The sequence below is a fragment of the Streptomyces sp. NPDC002680 genome, assembly GCF_042889145.1.
Classification (GTDB): Bacteria; Actinomycetota; Actinomycetes; order Streptomycetales; family Streptomycetaceae; genus Streptomyces; species Streptomyces adonidis.
The window spans coordinates 223,493-244,699 of record NZ_JBIAQP010000015.1 but is presented as its reverse complement, the minus strand read 5'-3'; the positions used below and the strand labels follow the sequence as shown (position 1 = coordinate 244,699).

Here is a 21,207-nt window from a genome sequence, read left to right as displayed (position 1 = left end):
GGGAGGCGGAGGCGGCATTGCGCGCGCTGGCCGTGGTGGTTGGCGAGGATCTACGGTGCGTCGCGAAAGAGGGGGCTTCGCAGCCGCATGGCCCCGCAGTGGCGATGGTGCACGCTTGCTGAACAACCTCACGTGTACACAGGCGGGCATCCATCGGTGCCCGCCTCTGCGTATGCCCTGACCTGCAAAAATTGCCCTGGAAAATCTGGCCCCAGGCCGAAAGTGCAGCTAAAATAAGAGGACGAGACGGGGGAAGTACCCCCCGGCCACGGCCTCTTGGAGCGAGCTATGACGATCACGACCCTCCCCATCGACCAGATCCACCGCAACGAGCGCCAGCCGCGCGAGTTCTTCGAGTCGGGCGCCCTGCAGGAACTCGCTGACTCCATCAAGCGGTTCGGCCTCATGCAGCCGATCGAGGTCCGCAAGGACGAGGAGGCCGGCGGCTACGAGATCGTCGCGGGCGAACGCCGTTGGCGCGCCCACCAACTCGCCGAGTTGACCGAGATCAAATGCATCGTCACCGACGACGACCTGAGCGTCCTGGAGCGTTTCAAGCGGTCGGTCGCGGAGAACATCAACCGCGCCGACATGACGCCGATGGAGGAGGCCAAGGCGTTTCGTCGGATCCTCGACGAGCAGGACGGCGTCGAAGGCAAGGACGTCGCCAAGGAGTTCGGCAAGTCCCCGCAGTACGTGATGCTCCGCCTGGCGCTGCTGAACTTGGTCGAGGAAGTGCAGCAGCATGTCAACTCCGGGGCGATCGGCACCCAGGCCGCCGTGCAGATCGCGGCGCTGACGCCAGGCAACCAGGCCGCGGTCATGAAGAAGTGGGCCAAGGGTGCCTTCGCCGGCGACAACGAGCTGGTGCACTTCGCGTACGCGCTCAAGCAGCAGCAGGGCCAGGTCGTCGCCATGATCATGGAGGAGATGACGCCTGAGGAGCGCGAGGAGCGACAGCGTGACCGTACCAAGACCCGCTCGAACATCGACCGGATCGAGCAGGTACGGGTCCTGGTGGACGAGTTGGCGAAGGCGGATCCGATGAAGCTGGCCCTGGCCCTGGAGGGTGAGGTCGGCAAGCGCCTCGACCAGATGGACCGCGTTGCCGACGCGTTCGCCAAGGCGCGGTTCAACATGCGGCAGGCCAAGGCGCACGCCGAGGCCCGTGAGATTGCCCGCCTGAACCCCGACGCCGAACACGAAAGCCTCGCCGCTCAGGCCAAGCCCAAGGCCCCCGGTGAGCCGCAGGCCCCGGTCGAGCCGGCCGCCCAGGCTGAAGTCGTCGCGCCCAAGTCGAAGGCCCCGGCCAAACCGCAGGTGACGGCCCGGCGCAAGGCCCCGGCCAAGCCCAAGGCTCCGGTCAAGCGCGCTGCCTCCGCTGCAGTCTGATCAGAAGCGGCCCGTCCCCGCCCGGGGACGGGCCGCGACTTGCCCCAGCCACCGAAAGGAAACCCTGTGAGCGACGCCCCCGGCCGCCCCAATTGGCAGCTCATGACGCCACAAGACTTCGGCGTCAGAGCCAAGACCAATCAGGGCGCGCTGTTCCTCGTCGACGAACTCGACGCCGAGTACCCACAGCGCGCAGTCGAGGCTGACGGTACCGTCCACGCGGCCCGGTATGTCGAGGACCGCAACCACTTCACAACGAAGTGCGCCGAACACTCGGCTCCGGTCATCGATCGGCTGGAGTACAGCCGCGACCGCAAAGTCACCTGCCGAAACTGCGCCCAATAGATGTGCCACAACATTCCACCGTGGTACGTTCTGTTCGCTGACCGGGAACGGCTGCAGTCGCGGAACCGGCCTGTCAGCACTGCCGTGGCATGCGGCATCCCCCAACGGTGTCTGGCGGGTGGCAACTCCCCCGCGCCCTACCCGCCAGGCACTGGCACCGCCCATGCGGCGCCGCACGGGGACGCCGCCCCACGCGCCCGCGAATGGACCCGCCCACGCCATCAGGTGGGGCGGGTCCCCGCGTACCCAGGAGAAACCTTGTGACCGAGACCTACCGCTCTGACCATGCCGCCGACCCCGAGCTGTTCGAACAGCTCATGAGGGAACGCTACGGGCCGCTGAGAAAGGTCATGGCCGAACGCAATCAACCCGGCCCCCCTGACCCTGTCCGGAGACCCCAGATGTCGCCCGCCTACCAGTCCAGCCCCGACCCGGACGCGGCCGAGCACTACGCCGAACTCAAAGACGCCGTTGCCGAGGTCGACAGCCGGTCCCGCGCCGAATTGCTCGCACCGGAGCGCACCCCGCCAGGCCCTGGCTGGACCTGGTGCAATTCGTGCCCAGGCTGGTGCACACCGCAGGGCATCTGCGGCTGCAATAACCGGTAGGCGAGAGGCGTTGCGCTACTTCCACGGTGGTGTCCCCGGGCTCGACCCCGGGGACCTCATCACCCCCATCTCTCCGCACGTCGTCGACGGCTGCAAGGTCGGCGAGCCGGAGGACTCCGCTGAGGACCCCTTCCCCACCTGGTGCGTGCCCGCCGCCCGTGTCGCCTCCGTCTACACACGTGCCGTGCAGCTCACGCGCAGCCAGCGACGCTCCCTGCTGCGAAGCTGGACCGCGGCCGACATGGCGCGCGGCCGGTGAGCCTGGCCCGCCCAGAGAGCGATCGGCCCACCGTGGAGCAGATGCGGCACCTGATCGGCCACACCGAATACCGGCCCCTCGGAGCGGCCGAGGCGGCACGGCTCCGTGCCGGCGTAGAGCACCTGATCGCCAGCCAAGCCGGGCAGGCCGCCCAGGTCACCCGGCTTGCCCGCCTGCTCGCAGCTGGTTCCCGCCCTGCCCTCGACGTGCACTGCCCCACCTGTGAAGCGCCCGCCGGCGCCCCGTGCGTCAACCGCTTCGGGCAGCCCACCTCCGCGCCGCACAGCCTTCGCCTTGCATCCGCCGCTCTCCCCGTCGACGACTGGAACACCCCATGAGCACGTCCCCCTTCGAGGAACTGCGGGCCGACGACAAGGGCACCGGGGGTATACCCGTCGAGCCTCATGAGGTCCTCGGCGTGGCGCAGCCGATCATGCGGCGCCAGGCCGAGGAGCGCGAACAGGCCCTCGGCGGCGTCCTGCGCGAACGCAACCACCTTGCCGCCTGGCTCGCCGCCCTCCACCCCAGCGTGCTTTCGGCCGCGCCCGACATCGGCGACGGCTGGTACCGGCTGTTCCTACGTGCAGGGGGCTGGCAGTTCACCTGGTCCATCCGGCCCCCCGACCTATCGTTGTTCGATCACGTCAGGCGGGTTCCCGCCGGCGATGCCCGGGCCCGTTTCGACGGGCACACCATCGACCAGAAGTACCTGCGCATCCGCAGCCACACCGCAGTGCTGTGCCTGTCGGACGACGCTGCCATCTGACACGCTCAGCACCACCGCCAGCGTCAACCGACGCTGCTGGCAGAGCTGTTGCTGGTGCGGACCTCCAACAGCACCGCTACGGTAGGCAAAACAACCGAACAACAGTGCGGCCCTCGGAGGTGCGGTAACACCAGCCGAGGGCCTAAGCAGCAGGAGAGAGAGCTCCCGTGCCTGATCCGCACCGTATCGCGCCCGCATCTGCCAGCCGCACCAGGCTGACCAGAGTGCTGGTCACCAGCGTCTTCCTCGTGGCGGTCGCCGCGTTCGAATCCGTGGGCTTCAGCCTGTCGTACGAGGCGCTGCACCGCGTCGCCGTCGACAACGCCGTTCCTGAGCACTCCGCATGGATGTTTCCCGTCCTCGTCGACGGCGGCATCGTCCTGGGCTCCGTCGGCGTCATCCGCGCCCTGGCAAGCCATCGCTCCACCAGGCCGTACTGGACCGTGACGGTCGGCTTCACCCTGGTCAGCTGGGCCTTCAACGTCTCCAACGCGCCGCGTACCGCCGGAGGTTGGGCCGTTGCCACCGTCGCGCCGCTCGCACAGCTCGTCGCCCTGGAGATGGGCATGCAGGAACTGCGTGCGCTGCTGCTGCCGCAACCCGAGGCCGCACCGCAGCACGCACCAGCACCGCAAGCAGCACCCGAGGAGGCGCCAGAATCCGATGCCGCCACCACCGGTCAGCACATCGAACAGCCGACCGACGGCGAACAGCAGCAGGAGCAGCAGGAGGCGTCTGCCGACGACGACGCCCAGCAGCGCCAACAGCGGCAGCGGCCCCCGCTGCAGCCGGATACCACCATGCCCTGGGCGGCGCTGTACGAGGCGTGCAGCACCGAGGAGCAGCGGATTGCCCTGACCCGCAATGCGCTGCCAGACCGGCCCAAGCTGACAGCACCCCAGTGGGCGACGGACATCGGCAAGGGCGAGACAAGGGCACGGGATCTGTTGCGCGCGGCCCGCAAGCCGCCGCCCGCCGATGCCGAAGGGCAGGAGCAGTTGGAGCTGCTGAGCGCGTGATCCTCTAATGTGGGCGGGTGTAGGGCGCGGGGGCACGCTCCTACACGAAGGGCTCCTCCTGTGAGTGCTGCGCCCGCCCGCATCCCCGAGTCGCTGCTGCCGCTCGCGGTGCCCATCGACGACCTGACTGGCTATCACCGCAACCCGCGCACCGGCGACATCGACGCCATCGCTGAATCGCTGCGCGTCAACGGCCAGTACAAGGCCATCGTCGTCAACCGTGGCACCCACACCGGCCGTCCCAAAGAGATCCTGGCCGGTAACCACACCTGGATCGCCGCCAAGCAGCTCGGCTGGGACCAGATCGCCGCGACGTGGGTCGACGTCTCCGACGAGGACGCGGCCCGCATCGTCGTCGTCGATAACCGCACCTCCGACCTCGCCGGGTACGACAGCGAGCTGCTGGCCGACATCCTGGAGGACCTGCCCGACCTGGACGGCACCGGATACGACCAGACTGCCCTGGACAAGCTCCTGGACAGCCGGGCCCTGCCCGACACGATCGACCTGCCCTCCGACGGGCAGGGCACCGGGGCCATGGCCAAGCTGGAGTACCTGCAGTGGGGCTACCTGCAGTGGTCTACCACCCGCGTGCAGATCACCGCAGCCGAGGTGGAGACCCTCAACTCCATCTATGAGCGGTACGTCTCCGAGTCCCGCACGGACCTCGGTTTCGGCTGGCACGTGCTGCAGGAAGCCCATGCCGAGACCGCTGAGGTGCCCGGCGGCAGCCAGGACGACCCCGGCACCGGCCAGGCCGAGCCCGCCGACGACGAAGCCGACGAGGACGCATGAGCAGCGAGCCCGGTATCAGCGCCCCCAACAGCAGCGGCCCCACCACTACCTTCTACGAGGCGTACCCGCTGAAAGACCTGCGGCCGGCCGAGTACAACCCGCGGCATCTGTCCGAGGAAGCCTTCGAACGCCTGCAGGCCTCCATCGCCCGTCACGGCGTCGTCAAGCCGGTCATCCTCAACGCCAACGGAACCCTGGTCGCAGGCCACCAGAGAACCAAGGCCATGACCGCGCTGGGGATGACGCATACCCCTGCGGTGATGCTCGGCCAGGTCGTGCGCTTGACCGACGAGATCCAGTTCAACCTCCTGCACAACCGGGTTGAGACCGAGGCGAGCGTCGTATACGCGCAGCCAGGCCCCATCGGCCAGTGGTCGTGGATCCCGTGGCGGACCATCGAAGTGGCCGTCTCCCGCAACAAGCCGTTCCAACAGGGCATTTCCCACATGACCGGCGGCCACGGCGCGTGGGGCAGCGTCGTCGTCGACGACCAGGGGCAGATCGCGCTCAACGCCGAGTACGCGGTGGTCGCCGCCGCGAACCACTTCGACGTACTCGCGTGGACCTGCACATCCCTGGACGCGGCGCAGCTGGTTGCCGACCTCACTGGCGAGTACGGCGTGTACGACTGGTCCGGTCTGGAGGACCAGGCCCCCGTCTACAACCAGCACATCGTGCAGCCCAAGCGGCTGCGTCAGTACACCTCGCTGCGTAAGCAGGGAAAGCTCGCCTACAAGTCGGAGGTGTGGGAGAAGCTGGCGCTGCCCCGGCTGCGCGATCGCCCCGAGACGCGTGTCGTGGACTTCGGTGCAGGGCACGGCGACTACGCCAAGAAGCTGCGCCCCGAGGGCTACGGCATCGACGACTACGAGCCGTACCGCACTACGCCCGGCAAGTACGCCGTGGACATCAAGGGCGTCGTCTCGATGATCCGTACGATCGAGAAGCGGCTGGCCGGGCACGGCTTGTACGAGATGGTGGTCCTCGACTCCGTCATCAACGCCACCACATCGCTGGACTACCAGCACTGGGTGCTGACAACCGTCAACGCGCTGTGCGCCGGCGACGGGACGGTGTGCATCGGCACCCGCAACCTGCTGGTGGAGCAGGCATTCGAGGCCAAGCAGCACTCCACCAGCGCCAACGACTCGACCCGCCTGTCGTTCCTGGACTCCGAGAACGTCGATATGCGATTCATGCAGGGAAAGTGGATGCGGATCCGCTACCACACCCCCGAGTCGCTGACCGAGCTGTTGGAAGCGTACTTCGGGCAGGTGAAGGTCTCCGGTCGCTCCAACGCCACGCTCAGAGCCGTGTGCAGAGCCCCCCTACCGCTTTCCGATCTCGATTACGAGAAAGCCCTCAATGAGGAATTCGATATGCCCTACCCCAACGATTTCCGGCATGGGCGCCATAAGCGACTCGTGGAAATTTTGATAAAATTGGTTAAAGAAAGGAATATCTCCGGGTATTGATCCGGGGTCGTAATTCGAAGGGGAAATGCACGCATGCCGCAGCCGCCCGCAAGGGTCGGAATCACGGCCGCCGCTCCGTACCTGATCATGTGGTTGGCAGGGGTTCGCAACGTGAACCTCGACCGTCACTGTCTGGAAACGTTCGGCTGGTCTGACCGTCACCCCCTCAATCCGAGGACATCCCGCCAAAACGTCACCCTGTCGGCGGAGAACCCGCCGCTGGCCTGGTATCTGTGCGCCTTGCCCCACCCCTGGGACTGGTCGAACAATGCCCACCTGGCTTTCGAGTACGCCCAGGGCCACCGGTGGGAAGGCCCCGCCATGGTGCGCGGCCTGCAGGTGACCCTCGAAAACGCTCGCCCCATCACCGGATGGGGCGAGCACTCGATACCCGCCACCGCCACCCACCGGGCCAACTGGAAGTACCGCACCTGCCGCAACTGGCAGTTCGGATGGTGGCTGCGTACCAACCGAAACGCCCCCGACACACCGCCCCCCAACTGGCAGCCGCCCACCGATCCTGACGCTCCTGAGCAACTGACCTTCCCGTAGGGCAGGCGGCCCGGCGGCGAGGTCAGGTCGCCGGGCCGCAGTGCGATCATGTCTCTCGGCGCGGGGGCGCGCAGCACCGAGAGGAACCCTGCCGGTGGGACGCCCTGACAAGGCCGCGCGCGCCGCCATCGCACGGCGGCGAGCCGACGCCATCGACCTGCACCTGGCCGGCGTGGACTGGCTCACCGTAGGCCGCAAGCTCGCTGCCGACCCCGCCGTCAACTCCGACGGCATCGCCTACCCGCAGGGCTACGGCATCGAGCGGTACACCAAGGGCCAGGAACCCCCCGACGACAAGCAGCTCATCCACGCCGCGTGCAAGGACGTGCGCCTGGCCCTGCAGGAGCGCACCACCGACCTGGAGGTGAAGGTCGAGGAGATGCGCGCGGTCGACAACCTGCGCCTGGACCGCCTGTTCTTCGTCGCCTACCGGCAGGCCGTCAAGGACGGCAACCTCAACGCCATCGACCGCGCGCTGCGCATCCTCGAACGCCGCGCCCGCCTCAACCGCCTCGACAAGGAAGCCCCCTCCAAGGGACTCACACCGGAGACGGCAGACGGCGAGCTGACCGCCGTCGCGCTCGACGAACTCGAAGCCCTCATCGGTATCAGTGAGGAGGCCGCACGTGGTTCCGGCCAGTAGCAGCGAACGCCAAGCTCAGCTGCTGGCCGCCTACCGCACCAAGCCACCCGCGTTGCGCCGCGCCATGGCCGGGAAAGCATCCCCCGAGCTGCGAACCCAACTGGCACGCATCGAACGCCACATAGCCATGGACGCCTCCCCGGGCGCGATGGCCGCGGTCCTCACCGAACGCCGCGAGATGCAGGCCCGCCACCTTCACCTCATCGACCAGGCGTGGATCGACATGGCCGAAGGCCGAGCCGACCGCGTGATGATCACGATGCCGCCGCGGCACGGCAAATCCCGCCGAGCCTCCCGCTGGGCGCCCCTGTGGTACCTGCGCCAGCACCCCGACCGCCGCATCATGATCGCCTCCTACTCCGGTGACCTCGCCGAGGAACACTCCCGCTGGATCCGCGACGCCATCGAAACGTGGGGTGACGAACTCGGCATCCACCTCAACCCGTCCAGCCGCGCGGCGATGCGCTTCGACATCGCCGGCCACCAGGGCGGCCTCGTCGCAGCGGGAATCGGCGGCAGCCTCACCGGCAAGGGCGCCACCATCGCCCTCGTCGACGACCCCGTGCAGGACATGGCGTCCGCCGACTCGCCCAGCATGCGCCGCAAGACATGGGAGTGGTGGCAGTCCGTCCTGCAGACCCGTCTCGAACCCGACGGCGCGATCTGCGTCATCCAGACCCGGTGGAACGAAGACGACCTCGCTGGCCGCATCCTCGCCGACGCGCAGGCCAACGAATGGAAGATCATTGACCTGCCCGCCCTCGCCGACAGCGACGACGACCCCCTCGGCCGAAGGCCCGGCGAGCCGCTGTGGCCCGATCGCTTCGACGCCGAGCACCACGCCACCACCCGCCGCCGCGTCGGCGAACGCGTGTGGGCCGCGCTCTACCAGCAAAAGCCCCGCCCGCCGGAGGGCGGCGTGTGGCAGCGCGCTTGGATCACCAGCCACCGCCTCACCACCGTCGAGTTCGGCGGCCTGGACATGGCCCGCGTCATCGTCGCCGTCGACCCCGCTGGCGGAGAATCCTCCATCGGCGACGAGACGGGCATCATCGGCGCCGCCCGCGGCTACGACGGCCACCTGTACGTGCTTGAGGACCACTCCGGCAGCATGGGGGCCAACGACTGGGGTCGAGCCGCCTGCCAACTCGCCCTCGCTCTCAAGGCAGACGCGATCGTCGTCGAGTCCAACTACGGCGGTGACATGGCCCGCCAGGTCCTCTCTCAGGCATGGGAGCAGCTTCGCCGCGAAGGCGTCACCTCCGGCGCTCTCATGCCCCGCGTCCTCGAAGTCACCGCCAAGGTCGGCAAACGCCTGCGCGCCGAACCCATCGCCCAGCTCTACGAGCAGGGCCTCGTCCACCATGTCGGCGCCCACGTCGCCCTGGAGGACCAGATGGTCACCTGGGTCGTCGGCATGGACAGCCCTGACCGCATGGACGCCGCGGTCCACGGACTGACGGAACTCGCCGACCCCGACCAGCTCGCCGCCGTCGCCGGACACATCCACGATGACCGCCTCGGCGGACGCCGATGACCCACCGGAAACGGCCCCATATAGGCCAACGGCCCAACCAGGGCGCCCAATCGGCCCCGGCTGATAGCCTTCCGAGCCATGTCGATCAGGGGGAAAGTGGCCGTCGCGGCCGTCATCTGCGCGGCCGTCGTCGCCAGCGTGATCCTGCTGTGGCCCGCCTCGCCTTCAGCGCCCGTAGAGCCCACCTCGGAGCAGATCAAAGCCTCCGCTCAGGCCCGCCTGGACGCCTCTCTGAAGGCGGGGCGCACCACCCGGGAGAGCATCCAGGCCGTGGGCAAGACGCCTGACGATGAGGAGTGCCAGGCGGTGTGGGTCAACCTGCTGGACTCGGAGAAGCACGGCCTGTGGTACTCGATGTGGATCCACGGCTGCGCCGACGCCACCACCCCGTAACTGCGCCCGGCCTGAAGTGCACGATGCTCGTGATCGGCTGGACGAAAACCCCCAACCGGTGAGGCACGGCACGGTAGTAGCCTGCGGGCACTGCTCAAACTAGGACGCTGGGGGACAGCACGTGACCGTTCCGACCACCGCGCCGGAGGGAATGCCGCGCCCCACGGGAGGAGAAGGCCACGTCCTCCTCGAAGCGATCTGGAGATACTTCGGGACGTACCATCGCTGGCCGACTTTCGACGACATCGATCGGGAGCTCTTCGAGGGCGGCCTGCAGTTCGAAGAGGTCGTACAGCAGCTGTGCCCAGCGTTGCTTCGTGGACTTGGCCCGGACATCTCTCAGCTGCCGCAGGGTGTGCAGGAACTGTCCCTGACCATCGCTGGCGCTGCGAACTGTACCGGCGCCCGACCGGCCATCGGTGTATTCCTCGGCATGGTGCGGACTGCGGCCAGCCTGGAGCCTGCCTGGCGGCCCGCAGACCGCGATGAGCAGCCATGGATGGTGCCCGCAGACCTGGCAAACCGCCCCGGGATCGACCCGAAGCTCCTGACTAAGGAGGTCCAGTTCGCCGCCGCCGCGCTCGGGATCAGTGAGCCCTGCTTCCGCGGTGGAAGCATCAACCCGGAGCAGTTGGACTGGTCGCTGAGCTTCGACCGGGGCATTCGGCCGTTCACTGGCGTGGACCGGCTGGAGGGCTACTGGCGCATCCGGGAGCAGATGCGGGGGCCGACGCGCACTGCGGCCGACAACCGGCCCTTCGCCAAGGGACGCACCGTGGAGGAATACTTCGCGCTTCCCGCGCCGGTGGTGACGCCACCCGCCCCTGTCACCTCCGCCGTGGGATCACTGGAGACCATGTCTGTCACCTGCAACCTGCATCCGCTGATCGCGAAGGTCGCTGCCGAGCGGTTCAACAGCGGCTTCTACATCGATGCGGTGGCTCGCGCGTTTCAGGAAGTGGAGCACCGCGTGCAGACGCTGGCTGGCGTCAACGAGTTCGGTGAGAGGCTCATGGGCATTGCTTTCGGCGCCAAGCCGGGTCCTCCGAAACTCACGGTGACCCGGTTCACGGGCAGCTCGCTGGAGAGCGAGCAGAACGGCATGCAGTTCCTGTTCAAGGGGGCGATGGGCGCTCTGCGTAACCCTCGCATGCACGGGCCGGACGAGAAGGATGCCCGCGACGAGGCTGAGGAGATGCTGGTGATCGCCAGCTTCCTGATGCGGCGCCTCGACATTGAGGACGACAAGCGCAAGGACGCCGTGTCGGGCCCGTGATCGCGCGCTGCCTCTAAGCTGGCTGCGGGCGCGGGGCCCGGTCGCCTGGAGGGGCACCCGTGAGGCACCCGCGTGAACTGCTCATCGACGCCTGGTCGTGGCTCAACTACAAGCAGGCAATGGCCGATACGAACCGGCCAGGTCATCGCGCGTTCCCGGAGCTGAACTCCTCGTGGGTACCCGCCGAGGAGCTGCGCCGCTTGGCCGCATACAAGTTCCTTGCCGCGTATGACTCCAACCAGGCCGGGCAGCTCGCCGCCGTCACCGGCGACCATCATCACGGTGTGGAGCGCCGCGAGTTGGGCGACCCGTCCAAGCTGATCGATACCACCCTCGGCTACTTGCTGGGCGCGGAGCAGACGATCGTGGTGCCTGGTGCCGACCACGCCAAGCAGGGCGAGGCGACCGCTGAAGACCGGGCCGCCGTCGACCTGCAGGACAAGCTGCGTACCTGGGCGGATAAGGAGTTGCTACCGCTGCGCATTCAGCAGGCGGAGCGGGGCGCGGTGCGTTGCGGCGACGCCGTGTATGCACTGGCGTGGGAACCGGCCAAGCAGCGGGCCATATTGAGGACCTACGACCCCGGGTTCTACTTCCCGGAGTGGGACGAGGGCGAGCAGGACGCTCAGGAGTACCCGCAGCGGGTGCACTTCGCGTGGGAGTTGGCCGCTGACCCGGTGCGCGGCCTGAAAGCGCGTGTGCGGCGCATCACCTACGAGCTCGGCCCGATCGGTCCCGCGACTGCGCCAGGGCGCACCGAAGACGGGCGCGCGGTGCGCGAGCAGGTGGCCGGCGCCGACGGCGATCCGGTGCTGACGGTCGGAGACACCTTCGACCCTCTCACCGGCACCGTGACCCGCATCTACCCGTGGGCGCCAGCCAAGCCGTCGTCGACGACGTGCTACCTCACCGACGCCGAATGGCTGCTGGAGGACGTGGGCCTTGCCCACGACGTGTTTTCCCTACCCCCGGGCAAGGCGGCCTACCGGGTGCGCTCCGACGGCCAGGTCCTGAACCGGCTCGACCTGATGCACGACTTCATTCCGGTGGTGCACATCCCGAACACCATCCCCGATGTCGGAGAGCACTGGGGCAAGTCGACGCTGGCGACGGTGCTGCAACTGCTGGACGAGCTGGCTGCCACCGACACCGACAGTGCCTCCGCCTCCGCCACCACCGGTACACCGATCGTCGCGCTCGCCGGAGCAAGGCTGCCCATCGACCGCTCCACCGGGCAGCCTCTGCCGGTGCGGGTGGAGGCGGGGACGGTGTGGCAGTTGTCCGACTCCGGGCGCATGGACACCCTCGACACCTCGGCGCAGCTCGCCGAACTACGTCAGCGCATCGACCACCTCTTGGACCGGCTCGCCTCGAACACCCGCCTGACCACGGCCGGGCTCGGCAGCCTCGACGTTGCCGAGGTGCCGTCCGGGTACGCGCTGCAGTTGGCACTGGGCCCGCTCAACTCCCTCGTCAGTGCGATGCGCCTGGCCCGCAACCACAAGTACCAGCTGCTTCTGCGTATGGTGCAGCGCCTGCACCAGGCCGGGCGGGTGTGGCCCGCCGGCGAGTCGCTGCCCGTACGCCTGGTGTGGGGTGCGCATACCCCTACCGACCGCACCACCGTCCTCAACGACGTCACGGCAGGCTACGAGAAGGGCGTGTTCTCCCTGGAGACCGGCGTACGGATGCTGCAGGAAGCCGGCTACCTGATCGAGGACGTCGCCGAGGAGGTTGAGCGCATTCAGAAGCGGGCCTTCGACCAGGCCGCCCGCCTCGCCGATGCGACAGGCGACAACGGGGCCGTGCGCGAATACCTGCGGCTGCCCGAGGCCGACCCGGGCGTGCCGCCGGTGCCGCTCATCACCGACCAGCCCGCCCCGCCGACTACACCCCCGGCCGACACGGTCAGCTCAACGGGGGCCACGCCGAAGTAGTGCCGCGCTCCGAGCGACTGGTCAGGCTACGCCTGCTCCGAGTCGGCCACGGACTGGCGGAGAGCTTCGATGAAATCCTCGTACACCGTGCGGCAGTCGTATGCCGTCTGCCGCAGGTCTTCGTCCGTCACCGGTGTGATGTCCACCAGCTCTCTGGGTGCGCGCTCCTTGCCCATGTGCATTACGTAGGCGCTCGCGGTGTTCCAGTCGTTCAGCAACCGCTCGGCGGTGTCGCCGGTCGGCTTCGTCCAGGTAGGCGCAAAGGCCCGCGCGTCACAGTTCCTCGTGTCGTTGGTGAGTTTCACCAAGAACTCGGTGAGCAGGCGCACGTTGACCCAGAACGACTCGATGCAGGCCACCCGAACGACCTCCGGCATCGTGGAAGGCCCGATGATGTAGTCCAGCAACCCTTCGACCTGGTCCATCGCGTGATCCACGAAGCCCAGCGCGCGATCTTCAGGAGGCAGTTGCTTGTTCCACCAGTCGATGGACGGTGTGTTCGCCATGGCCGCAGCATAGGGCTGGCAGGTGGTCTACGTGCTGTGACTACACTGAACGACGGTGCGGGGGCGCTGCTGTTGGAGGACGACCCGCCATGGCCCGCCCGCTGCCTGACCCACACACCCCCATCGGTCACCCCACCCTCCCAGTGCCGGGCGCCGACCCGACCGACCCCTCCAACCAGCAACTGCCGCCTGGCCCGAACACCGATCCGGCGGAACCGCCGGCGCAGATGCCAGACCAGGAGACGCTGAACCGGCTGCTGGCCCGCGAGAAGCAGCAGGGTGAACGGGCCGCGATCCGCAAGCTCGTTGATCAGCTGGGGTTCGCCAAGACCGACGACCTGACGACGTTCGTGCAGCAGCAGCGTGACGCGCAGGCCGCGCAGCTGTCGGAGATCGAACGCCGCGAGCAGGCCGCCGAAGAGAAGCTGAAGTCAGCTGAGACGCGTGAGGCGCAGGCCCTGGCCAGGGAGCACGCCGCCATCCGCCGTGCCGCCCTCGGAGGACTCGGCGCGACGGGGGACGACCTTGATGACGCGGTGCTCCTGATCGACCGTGCCCTTCACGACCAGCCCGACGCCGACGAGCAGGCGGTCGCCGCTGCCGCTGAGCAACTGAAGCAGCGGCGGCCCGAGTTGTTTGGCCAGGCCCGGGAGGCTGTGCCGCCTGCTCCGGGCGGATCTCCCGCCGGCGGCCCGCCGAAGCGTGGAGGCATTCCGCCCAGGCCGGGATCGGCGGGGCTCGAAATGGCCCGGCGGCGAGGGCTCATCAGCGACTGACCACGTCGGCGAGACATGGCCGTGGGACCACGCCCCTCAAACCGTGGACGCCCTTCCGGAAGTCGGTCGGGCTGATCAGGGACCACGCCCTGGCGCGGCTCGGCCGCCGTCACTTCGTGGACACCGCCCCACGCCGATGTGCGCCGGGTGCGGGAGGAATCCGATCCGCACCCACGAGGGAGACATCGTGAGCGACTATCAGGTCCTCACCACCACCACGACGGTCACCGATGACCGGACATGGCTGGCTTCGCTGGACGGCGTCCACGAAGCCCAGACGATCCCCATCGACATCAGCAAGCTGACGGCGGGCACCCACTACACGGCGGGCACGCAAAACCAGCCCCGCCACATCATCAAGTCCGGCATCCCACTAGGGCGGATCACCGCATCCGGCCTGTACGCCCCGTACAACTCCGCAGCGAGCGACGGCACTCAGATCCTCGCCGGATTCCTCGTTACCGAGACCGCGTTCACCCCTGGCTCTGCGAAGACCGCGGGGGCGCTGCTTTGGCGCGGTGAGGTGTACGCGTCGAAGCTGCCCGTGGCTTTCACGGCCCCGGCCGCCGCGTCCACGCTGGCGTTCATCCACTACCGGTAAGGAGGCAGACCCCTATGGCTCTTGAGAAGCTTCTCGAGGCGATCGTCCCCGAGGACATTCAGGCCTTCATCCGAGCGATCGCCACGCCGGAGGACTACCTCCTCACGCGCGAGGTGTTCGCCGAGCGGAACATCGACAACGTCAAGTTCCGTACGAAGAGCAGCAAGCGGCGCGTCAACGCGGCGAAGTTCCGTGCGTGGGAAGCCGCGCCGACGCTCGCGAAGCGGCGTGCCGAGCAGGTCATCAACGAGGGCATGCTGCCCTGGGTCGGCCAGGAGCTGCCGTTCTCCGAGCTCCAGGTCATCCTGTCCGCTGTCGCCCGCGGCCAGGACACCAGCGAGTTCCTCGACCTGCTGTACGACGACCTCGAACAGCACGTGGAGGCCACGAAGGCCGCCATGGAGATCGCTGCCGGCCAGATGCTGTCCTCTGGTGTGGTGTCGCTGCCCGGTGTGGCCCTGGACGTGGACTGGCGGGTACCGGCTGCCAACCGGCCTACGGTGGCGGTGCCGTGGTCCCAATCGGATGCGGCTACCCCGGTCACGGACGAGCTGGCGTGGATCCAGTATCTGAAGAGCATCGGCGCCCCGCGTCCGGAGCGGGTCATCAGCTCGGAGAAGGCGCTGTCGCTGCTCGGGTCCACGGCGGAGTACCGGGCGGCGTTCCACAACGCGCCGTCCACGGACCAGATCCCGACCGGGATGCTCGCTCCGGAGGAGGTCAACCGGGTCCGTGCCAAGTACAACCTGCCGCCCGTCACCGCCTACGACGTGCAGGTGTACGACAGCAGCGACAACCTGGTGCGCACGACCCCGGAGTCGTTGTGGGCGATGATCCCGCCGCGCCGCGAACAGTGGGGCGAGACCCAGTACGGTCTGACCGCCGAGGCGATCGAGCTGCGCGGCAAGGGCGTCATCACCGCTGAGGAGGCGCCCGGCATCGTGATCACCACCCACGTGCAGACGCGCACCCCTGTCCAGCTGTCCACGATCTCCGCCGCTGCTGCGATGCCCGTGCTGTATGTGCCGGACATCCACATCGCCGCGAAGGTCTTCTAAAGGGAGCTGGTCATGGCGAAGTTGGCGCGCACGGTATTCCTGCAAGACCCCGAGCGGGGCCCGATCCGGCTGGATGCGGGGGAGGAGGTTCCCGAGCGGCTCGCCCGGCTCATCCCGAACCCAGCCGCGTGGTCAGGGGAGGTTCCCTCTGCGGAGAAGGACGCCCCGGGCCTGATCGGAGAGGACAGGGAGGCGGAAGACACACCGACCGTGGCGGATCCTGCCCCGGAGCCGGAGCCGGAGCCGGAGCCGGAGCCGGAGCCGGAGCCGGAGCCGGAGCCGGAGCCGGAGCCGGAGCCGGAGCCGGAGCCGGAGCCCTCTAAGGCCCCGAGACGACGTGCCGCGAAGGCGGCCGGCGCAGATGCATAGGTAGCGGCACATCACTAGTGAGGCTCGGGACCGCCATGGTGCCGGGCCTCACCTCGTACGACAGGAGCATCTCGTGGACGTCGCTGTGCGCGCCTGGCTGCTGGCTCAGCTCGGCCCCGCCACTGACATCGCCGACCTCGACGCACGGTACGCGCGGCTGGCCTCCGCCCGTGCTGTCGCGAACGAGGTCTTGGCCGAGCGACGCGCGAAACTGCTGGCCGAGCCGCTGCAGTTGACCGTCAACGGTGTCGCCACCGTCGACCAGTCCAACAACCTGACCGGCCTGGAAAGGCAGATCGCCTCCATGGAGGACACGCCCGCGCCTGACGATCCAACTGACGGTGACACTCTGGTCATTGCCCCGCTGCAGCCTGCTCACCACCGGTACCACCACTGGCGGCGGTAGTGGCCTACGATTTCCCGCCGCTGACCCCTGGGGACGCGGCCACCGTGGCGGCGCGTGTCGCCGCAGTGCTCGAGGATGCCTGGCAGCGACTTGCCGCCGAGCAGGCCGCCGTGATCGACGCGATCGGTGACAGCCGCCGCTCCCGAATGGTCACGGACCGCCTCGCCCAGTTCCAGGCCGCCATCACAGACTTTCAGCGGCGCGTCGATGCCGAGGCGAGAGCGTTCGTTGCCCGGCAGTTGCCCCACCTGTACGAGGAGGGGGCGCGCGCTGCGGCCCGCGCCGTCGGCGGTGACTTCTCGTGGACGCTCATCCACCGTGAGGCCCTGCAGTCGCTTGCCTCGGACTCCTACGCCGACTTCCTGCGCCGCTCCGAGGAGGAGCAGCGCATGGCCGCCCAGTTCTATCGGGCGGTACGGGACGCCGCACGCCGTGAGGTGCCGATCCTGGCCTCGGGCCACACCACCGCCCTGCAGGCCGCCAAGGTGTTGGCGGACCGGCTGGCCGCCGAGCACCAGCTGACGACCGTGATCTATCGAAACGGGGCTCGGGTACCGGTGCAGGCGTGGGCGGAGTCGGCGACGCTCGCCAAGAGCGCGGTCGCCTACAACGCGGGCACCCTCAATCGTGCCCGCGAGTCGGGTGTGCAGTGGATTGAGGTGTTCGACGGAGCCGATTGCGGCTGGACCAGTCACAAGGACACCGCTAAGGCGAACGGCACTCTGCGGACGGTTGAGGAGGCGGCGGCGTGGCCGATCTCCCATCCGCGCTGTCGGCGGGGGTTCGGTCCCCGGCCGGATGTGACGTCGGTCTGACGTATCCGGAAGCCATTCCGGTCCCGGTGAAGGTGGCGAACAGTCCGCTCACAGCCTGCGAGTCGCACGGCGTCGCCGAGTTCACCAAGCGCACCGAGACGGACGTCTGTAACCCGCGTCATGGACGTCGGCCTTCAGTGACGCCGAGTTCACCGTCGAGACCTACCGCGACCCGCCGTAGGCACTCCATCCACAGGTAAGGGATGCAAGGCCCATTCACAGATTACGAAAGCCTGTGATGGTTGTGCTCGCGGTGCACCTGAAGAAGCAATTTTGGGCCGACTGCGGACTTTTTCTTCCTCGCAGACTGGGGACAGGAAAACCCGCTGGTCAAAGCGGCTATCTCGTCTGGCGCGGCCAGCTATCCACAGGCATGTCCCGCAGGTTACCCACAGGGTTAGGTCAAGTGTCCCCAGAGGTAAGGCGGTTGTGCCCAGGGCCCTGTGGATAGCCCGATTGGGTGACGGTCGCGGGCGTGCCACTATCGGTGGGCCGAGCGGCTGAACTGGCCTTCTGTGTAGCGCAATTGACGATGAGTAGGTTTCACGTGAAACGACGCCTGGGTGCAGCTTGCCTGCATGAAGCGGAGTTGGGCTTCTTATTTGTCAGGTGCGTGCCGTAGAAACGAGATGCCAGACAAGACGTACGACATCAGCTGACCCCTCTACGTGTCAGTGCCGTGGCACAGAATGTTTCTCAGTGGCCTTTGGTGCCGCCGCCAACACGGTGGCGGCCCCCTGCTCGCAACAGGAGGCCACCGACTTCGACAGCAAGAACCGACGATTTGAGGAGGTCACGATTCCCACCGAGAACGAGCCTACGGGCTCCCACTGTCACAGCAACTCTGACCAGCACCTTGATGGCCCGCCCCTCGGCGAGAAGCCGCAAACCAGGCGGCCGAGCCCGGCTCGGTTGCGGGCGCGCCGACTGCTGGACACAGCGAGCGACGAACTCGTGCGCCTGGCCATGCAGGCGTCCGTGACCGGTGCATACGTGTGGGCGGTCCACTGGATCGAGCGCCACTGAGCTCATGCCGCCTGGGGGTGCTGGTGCTCCCAGGCGGCCACCGTGTACCGACACGGCCGCCTGGTCAGACCGCGTCCTGCCGGAGATCGAGGTGATCGCGAAGGTCTCCGAGTCCCTCGTCGAGATCCTCGACGGCAAGGGCGACTACTCGGCGAACGACTTCGTGACTGAGTGCAAGGCCGGGGACGTGCTCACCGGGATGTGTACAGATTGACGTCTCAGTGACCCGATGCGCACATCAGCATCAGGCGTGCAGGAACCCGCCGGTGGATTACAAGGACTTCGGCGTCGCGTACGTCTTCGTCACCTTCGACTACGCCCGCGACAACCCCACCTTCCGCAAGGAGGCGGGAAGACGACCGCTGACTTCGAGGGCCAGACCAAGAAGGCGGCTTACCCCAAGTCGGCCGCCACAAGGACGACGGACATCTGCTGGTGAGCGGGCGTGCGAGGTGACCGTGTTGCACACCGGCGGCAAGTTCGGCGAGTGAGAAGTACCTGCGGGAGGACAACGAGGAGAGCGTCGGCGCGTAGCCACGAATATGCAGGTCACCAGACCTGTCCGAGATCAGCAGCGAAGCAGCGGCCTGGTTCATGGACTCCAGGTTCTGCGCCATCCATGGCGTCGGCGGAGCCGACAGACCGCCGCCCTGAATCGCGTTTGCGCAGTTCAGCGCACCAATGCAGCAGGGTGCGGCATGCGGGAACGGCTCCATGTGACCGGCTTCACCATCGGGCGTGTCGGGGTGCCGAGCTATCCGGCGTTGTCGGTAGCACCCCACACAATGGTTCCCGGCGGCCTTTTGGTGCCGCCGCCAACACGGCGGCGGCCCCCTGCTCGCAACAGGAGGCCACCGACTTCGACAAGCAAGAACCGACAACCTGAAGGAGGCAACGATTCCTACTGACAACGAGCCTACGGGCTCCCACTGTCAAAGCAACTCTGACCAGCACCTGGAGGGTCCCCCTCTCGGTGAGAAGCCGCAGACCAGGAGGCTGAGCCCGGCCCGTATACGGGCGCGTCGGATGCTGGACACCGCGAGCGATGAACTCGTGCGCCTGGTGGTGAAGGCGTCTGTGGCCGGCGTGTTCGCGGGGGCGGTCTACTGGTTCGAGCGCCGCTGAACGGGGCCGCCGGGGAGTGCCCGAGGTACTCCCCGGCGGCCCACCCTGCCACGACTAGAAGATGGGCTACCTCGCGGAGTACGAGATCTACGTCCTTCCGCTTCTCCAGTTCGAGGTCGTCAAGGGCAACTACGTCGGGCATCACTGAACGCGCGGGGCGTGAATGACGACGCGGACAGTATCCGAAACCGGGTGCTGGCGATCACAGAGCCTGAAACCCTGACCAGACCACCCAGCCTTGCGTGAGACGGAGCCGCTCGCCTTGATCATCCTGGACACGAACATTCTGACGAAGTCCGGCATAGACAGCGCCACCACGGACTTGGTCAAGATCATCAGGACGTCCGGCGTCGAGCGCGTGGCCGTGCCGTGGGTGGTGCTGGAGGAGTTGACGGCACATCGGGCGGTGCCGTACCGCCGGAAATACGAGGTGGCTGCAGCGGCCCTGGCCAGCCTCACGGAAGGAACACCGTGGCCGATCCGCGTGCCGCTGCCGCAGATGGATCTACAGCGTTTCCAGGACGAGTGGCGTGAGAAGTGGCTCGACGTAGTCGACGTCGTCCCAACAAGCGAGGGCGCGCTCAAGCAGGCATTGATGCGGGAGGCGAACCTCCTGCCGCCGTGCAAGCAGGTCACCGTCAACGAGGGCGGCGACACAGCGAAGATCGGCGGGCGGGACGCCGCGATCTGGCTCACAGCCGTCGAGTACGCGCGGGACCATCCTGACGAGACGGTCTACTTCGTCAGCAAGAACACGACGGACTTCGGCGACGGGGTCGCCTTCCCGTACCCGATGAACGAGGACCTCGCCGGCATCAAGGATCGGTTCGAGCTCCTCACCACCTGGTACGACGTCGTGGAGAAGTTCGCCCAGCGGACCGACGACGCTGACGAGGCCGCGGTGCGTTCGATCCTCCAGGCCCCGGAAAGCCTCAGCGCGATCGAGGCTGAGGTCACTCGTCTGATGCCCGTGCCTCCGGGCCTAGAAGGGCCAGGCTTCGAGGGCACGATGGGCTTCTTCGTCGAGGGCGAGGGCACGCTGATTGATACCCACACCGTGCGGGTGCTGGGCTGGGCTGTACCCCCGTTCATCGCGTTCGATCAAGCAACAGATCTGACTGCCTACCGCATCGGGGACCACGTCTGGTGCACAGCTACCGTGCGGTGGGTCCTGAGCGGGCCCGCCCTCCTGAGAGGCACCCTCCGAATCAAGGGCGTCGGGTGTGTCTGGGAGACCCGTGTCCTCGTGAGCACGACGAACGCTGACGCCCGGCTCACTGTCCTGCGAAGCCAGGGCACCCGTGCGCTGCCCGCAGGACAGTTCTCCGTGCTTTCTCCAGAACTCGCTGATTACACCAACCTCATCAGCCACGAGCACAGGTGGATGGAAGTCCAACGCCTACAGCACTCTGGCCGCCTTACTGTGGAGAGACTCATCGCGGAAGGTCGTCTGGACGTGCCTCTTCCTCCGCTGCGCTGAGCCTGGCCGGGTCTGAGTTGTCGCCCTGGCGCGGCCGTTCCGCTGGGC

At 67.6% G+C, this 21,207-nt stretch carries 26 protein-coding genes; 25 read left to right on the top strand and 1 reads right to left on the bottom strand.

Features of this window, described 5'->3' with window-relative positions; all coding sequences use genetic code 11:
- Positions 1–288 precede the first annotated feature (288 nt).
- From ACFYXF_RS35175 to ACFYXF_RS35105, 15 genes are all read left to right on the top strand, one after another.
- Positions 289–1,392 (top strand): ParB/RepB/Spo0J family partition protein, encoded by a 1,104-nt coding sequence (locus ACFYXF_RS35175; RefSeq protein WP_389355914.1) that lies wholly within the window; start codon positions 289–291, stop codon positions 1,390–1,392.
- Between the two features lie 66 nt (positions 1,393–1,458).
- Positions 1,459–1,737, top strand: a complete 279-nt coding sequence (locus ACFYXF_RS35170; protein WP_389355912.1) for a hypothetical protein — start codon at positions 1,459–1,461, stop codon at positions 1,735–1,737.
- 260 nt (positions 1,738–1,997) lie between these two features.
- A complete protein-coding gene (locus ACFYXF_RS35165) occupies positions 1,998–2,345 on the top strand; it encodes a hypothetical protein (protein WP_389355910.1) in 348 nt (115 codons plus the stop codon).
- 10 nt (positions 2,346–2,355) lie between these two features.
- The gene (locus tag ACFYXF_RS35160) at positions 2,356–2,604 is read left to right on the top strand and encodes a hypothetical protein (protein WP_389355908.1); all 249 of its coding nucleotides are present in this window, start codon (positions 2,356–2,358) and stop codon (positions 2,602–2,604) included.
- Positions 2,605–2,645: 41 nt separating this feature from the next.
- On the top strand, positions 2,646–2,942 hold the full coding sequence (locus ACFYXF_RS35155) for a hypothetical protein (protein ID WP_389355906.1): 297 nt from the start codon (positions 2,646–2,648) through the stop codon (positions 2,940–2,942).
- Positions 2,939–3,370, top strand: coding sequence for a hypothetical protein (locus tag ACFYXF_RS35150; RefSeq protein ID WP_389355905.1), 432 nt, complete (start codon positions 2,939–2,941; stop codon positions 3,368–3,370). The genes ACFYXF_RS35155 and ACFYXF_RS35150 overlap by 4 nt, the downstream gene beginning before the upstream one ends.
- 224 nt (positions 3,371–3,594) lie before the next feature.
- Positions 3,595–4,389: a DUF2637 domain-containing protein gene (locus ACFYXF_RS35145; RefSeq protein WP_389355903.1), complete on the top strand. Its 795-nt coding sequence runs from the start codon at positions 3,595–3,597 to the stop codon at positions 4,387–4,389.
- 60 nt (positions 4,390–4,449) lie between these two features.
- Entirely contained in the window at positions 4,450–5,184 is a 735-nt protein-coding gene (locus tag ACFYXF_RS35140; RefSeq protein ID WP_389355901.1) for a ParB/RepB/Spo0J family partition protein, read from the top strand.
- Entirely contained in the window at positions 5,181–6,659 is a 1,479-nt protein-coding gene (locus ACFYXF_RS35135; RefSeq protein ID WP_389355899.1) for a ParB N-terminal domain-containing protein, read from the top strand. Before ACFYXF_RS35140 ends, ACFYXF_RS35135 begins: the two co-directional genes overlap by 4 nt.
- Before the next feature lie 33 nt (positions 6,660–6,692).
- The gene (locus ACFYXF_RS35130; RefSeq protein WP_389355898.1) at positions 6,693–7,211 is read left to right on the top strand and encodes a hypothetical protein; all 519 of its coding nucleotides are present in this window, start codon (positions 6,693–6,695) and stop codon (positions 7,209–7,211) included.
- 94 nt (positions 7,212–7,305) lie between these two features.
- The gene (locus tag ACFYXF_RS35125; protein ID WP_389355896.1) at positions 7,306–7,854 is read left to right on the top strand and encodes a hypothetical protein; all 549 of its coding nucleotides are present in this window, start codon (positions 7,306–7,308) and stop codon (positions 7,852–7,854) included.
- Positions 7,838–9,391, top strand: coding sequence for a terminase large subunit domain-containing protein (locus tag ACFYXF_RS35120; protein ID WP_389355895.1), 1,554 nt, complete (start codon positions 7,838–7,840; stop codon positions 9,389–9,391). The genes ACFYXF_RS35125 and ACFYXF_RS35120 overlap by 17 nt, the downstream gene beginning before the upstream one ends.
- 78 nt (positions 9,392–9,469) lie before the next feature.
- Positions 9,470–9,784 (top strand): hypothetical protein, encoded by a 315-nt coding sequence (locus ACFYXF_RS35115; RefSeq protein ID WP_389355893.1) that lies wholly within the window; start codon positions 9,470–9,472, stop codon positions 9,782–9,784.
- Positions 9,785–9,905: 121 nt separating this feature from the next.
- Complete coding sequence (locus ACFYXF_RS35110) at positions 9,906–11,060, top strand: TIGR02391 family protein (protein ID WP_389355891.1); 1,155 nt, start codon at positions 9,906–9,908, stop codon at positions 11,058–11,060.
- Positions 11,061–11,119: 59 nt separating this feature from the next.
- Positions 11,120–12,997 (top strand): hypothetical protein, encoded by a 1,878-nt coding sequence (locus ACFYXF_RS35105; RefSeq protein ID WP_389355889.1) that lies wholly within the window; start codon positions 11,120–11,122, stop codon positions 12,995–12,997.
- 26 nt (positions 12,998–13,023) lie between these two features.
- On the opposite strand, the gene ACFYXF_RS35100 is transcribed toward ACFYXF_RS35105, so the two are convergent.
- Positions 13,024–13,503, bottom strand: a complete 480-nt coding sequence (locus tag ACFYXF_RS35100; protein ID WP_389355887.1) for a hypothetical protein — start codon at positions 13,501–13,503, stop codon at positions 13,024–13,026.
- A gap of 89 nt (positions 13,504–13,592) precedes the next feature.
- Here ACFYXF_RS35100 and ACFYXF_RS35095 point away from each other — a divergent pair, with 89 nt between their 5' ends.
- The 10 genes from ACFYXF_RS35095 to ACFYXF_RS35050 all read left to right on the top strand — a co-directional run bounded on the left by ACFYXF_RS35095 (position 13,593) and on the right by ACFYXF_RS35050 (position 21,159).
- On the top strand, positions 13,593–14,279 hold the full coding sequence (locus ACFYXF_RS35095) for a hypothetical protein (RefSeq protein ID WP_389355885.1): 687 nt from the start codon (positions 13,593–13,595) through the stop codon (positions 14,277–14,279).
- Positions 14,280–14,466: 187 nt separating this feature from the next.
- A complete protein-coding gene (locus tag ACFYXF_RS35090) occupies positions 14,467–14,880 on the top strand; it encodes a head decoration protein (protein ID WP_389355883.1) in 414 nt (137 codons plus the stop codon).
- 14 nt (positions 14,881–14,894) lie between these two features.
- Entirely contained in the window at positions 14,895–15,938 is a 1,044-nt protein-coding gene (locus ACFYXF_RS35085) for a major capsid protein (RefSeq protein ID WP_389355881.1), read from the top strand.
- Between the two features lie 12 nt (positions 15,939–15,950).
- Positions 15,951–16,307, top strand: coding sequence for a hypothetical protein (locus tag ACFYXF_RS35080; RefSeq protein ID WP_389355879.1), 357 nt, complete (start codon positions 15,951–15,953; stop codon positions 16,305–16,307).
- A 73-nt stretch (positions 16,308–16,380) separates the two neighbouring features.
- On the top strand, positions 16,381–16,713 hold the full coding sequence (locus ACFYXF_RS35075) for a hypothetical protein (RefSeq protein WP_389355877.1): 333 nt from the start codon (positions 16,381–16,383) through the stop codon (positions 16,711–16,713).
- Positions 16,713–17,528, top strand: a complete 816-nt coding sequence (locus ACFYXF_RS35070; protein ID WP_389355875.1) for a hypothetical protein — start codon at positions 16,713–16,715, stop codon at positions 17,526–17,528. The genes ACFYXF_RS35075 and ACFYXF_RS35070 overlap by 1 nt, the downstream gene beginning before the upstream one ends.
- A 699-nt stretch (positions 17,529–18,227) precedes the next feature.
- On the top strand, positions 18,228–18,554 hold the full coding sequence (locus ACFYXF_RS35065) for a hypothetical protein (protein ID WP_389355873.1): 327 nt from the start codon (positions 18,228–18,230) through the stop codon (positions 18,552–18,554).
- Between the two features lie 91 nt (positions 18,555–18,645).
- Entirely contained in the window at positions 18,646–18,768 is a 123-nt protein-coding gene (locus ACFYXF_RS35060; protein ID WP_389355871.1) for a hypothetical protein, read from the top strand.
- Positions 18,769–18,820: 52 nt separating this feature from the next.
- Positions 18,821–19,045: a hypothetical protein gene (locus ACFYXF_RS35055; RefSeq protein ID WP_389355869.1), complete on the top strand. Its 225-nt coding sequence runs from the start codon at positions 18,821–18,823 to the stop codon at positions 19,043–19,045.
- An 896-nt stretch (positions 19,046–19,941) separates the two neighbouring features.
- A complete protein-coding gene (locus ACFYXF_RS35050) occupies positions 19,942–21,159 on the top strand; it encodes a PIN domain-containing protein (protein ID WP_389355868.1) in 1,218 nt (405 codons plus the stop codon).
- The last annotated feature ends 48 nt before the right edge of the window (positions 21,160–21,207 follow it).

Coding starts and splice junctions, on each gene's coding strand:
- ACFYXF_RS35175 (WP_389355914.1), top strand. CDS start 289: ATGACGATCACGACCCTCCCCATCGACCAGATCCACCGCAACGAGCGC.
- ACFYXF_RS35155 (WP_389355906.1), top strand. CDS start 2,646: ATGCGGCACCTGATCGGCCACACCGAATACCGGCCCCTCGGAGCGGCC.
- ACFYXF_RS35150 (WP_389355905.1), top strand. CDS start 2,939: ATGAGCACGTCCCCCTTCGAGGAACTGCGGGCCGACGACAAGGGCACC.
- ACFYXF_RS35135 (WP_389355899.1), top strand. CDS start 5,181: ATGAGCAGCGAGCCCGGTATCAGCGCCCCCAACAGCAGCGGCCCCACC.
- ACFYXF_RS35130 (WP_389355898.1), top strand. CDS start 6,693: ATGCCGCAGCCGCCCGCAAGGGTCGGAATCACGGCCGCCGCTCCGTAC.
- ACFYXF_RS35115 (WP_389355893.1), top strand. CDS start 9,470: ATGTCGATCAGGGGGAAAGTGGCCGTCGCGGCCGTCATCTGCGCGGCC.
- ACFYXF_RS35100 (WP_389355887.1), bottom strand. CDS start 13,503: ATGGCGAACACACCGTCCATCGACTGGTGGAACAAGCAACTGCCTCCT.
- ACFYXF_RS35095 (WP_389355885.1), top strand. CDS start 13,593: ATGGCCCGCCCGCTGCCTGACCCACACACCCCCATCGGTCACCCCACC.
- ACFYXF_RS35085 (WP_389355881.1), top strand. CDS start 14,895: ATGGCTCTTGAGAAGCTTCTCGAGGCGATCGTCCCCGAGGACATTCAG.
- ACFYXF_RS35080 (WP_389355879.1), top strand. CDS start 15,951: ATGGCGAAGTTGGCGCGCACGGTATTCCTGCAAGACCCCGAGCGGGGC.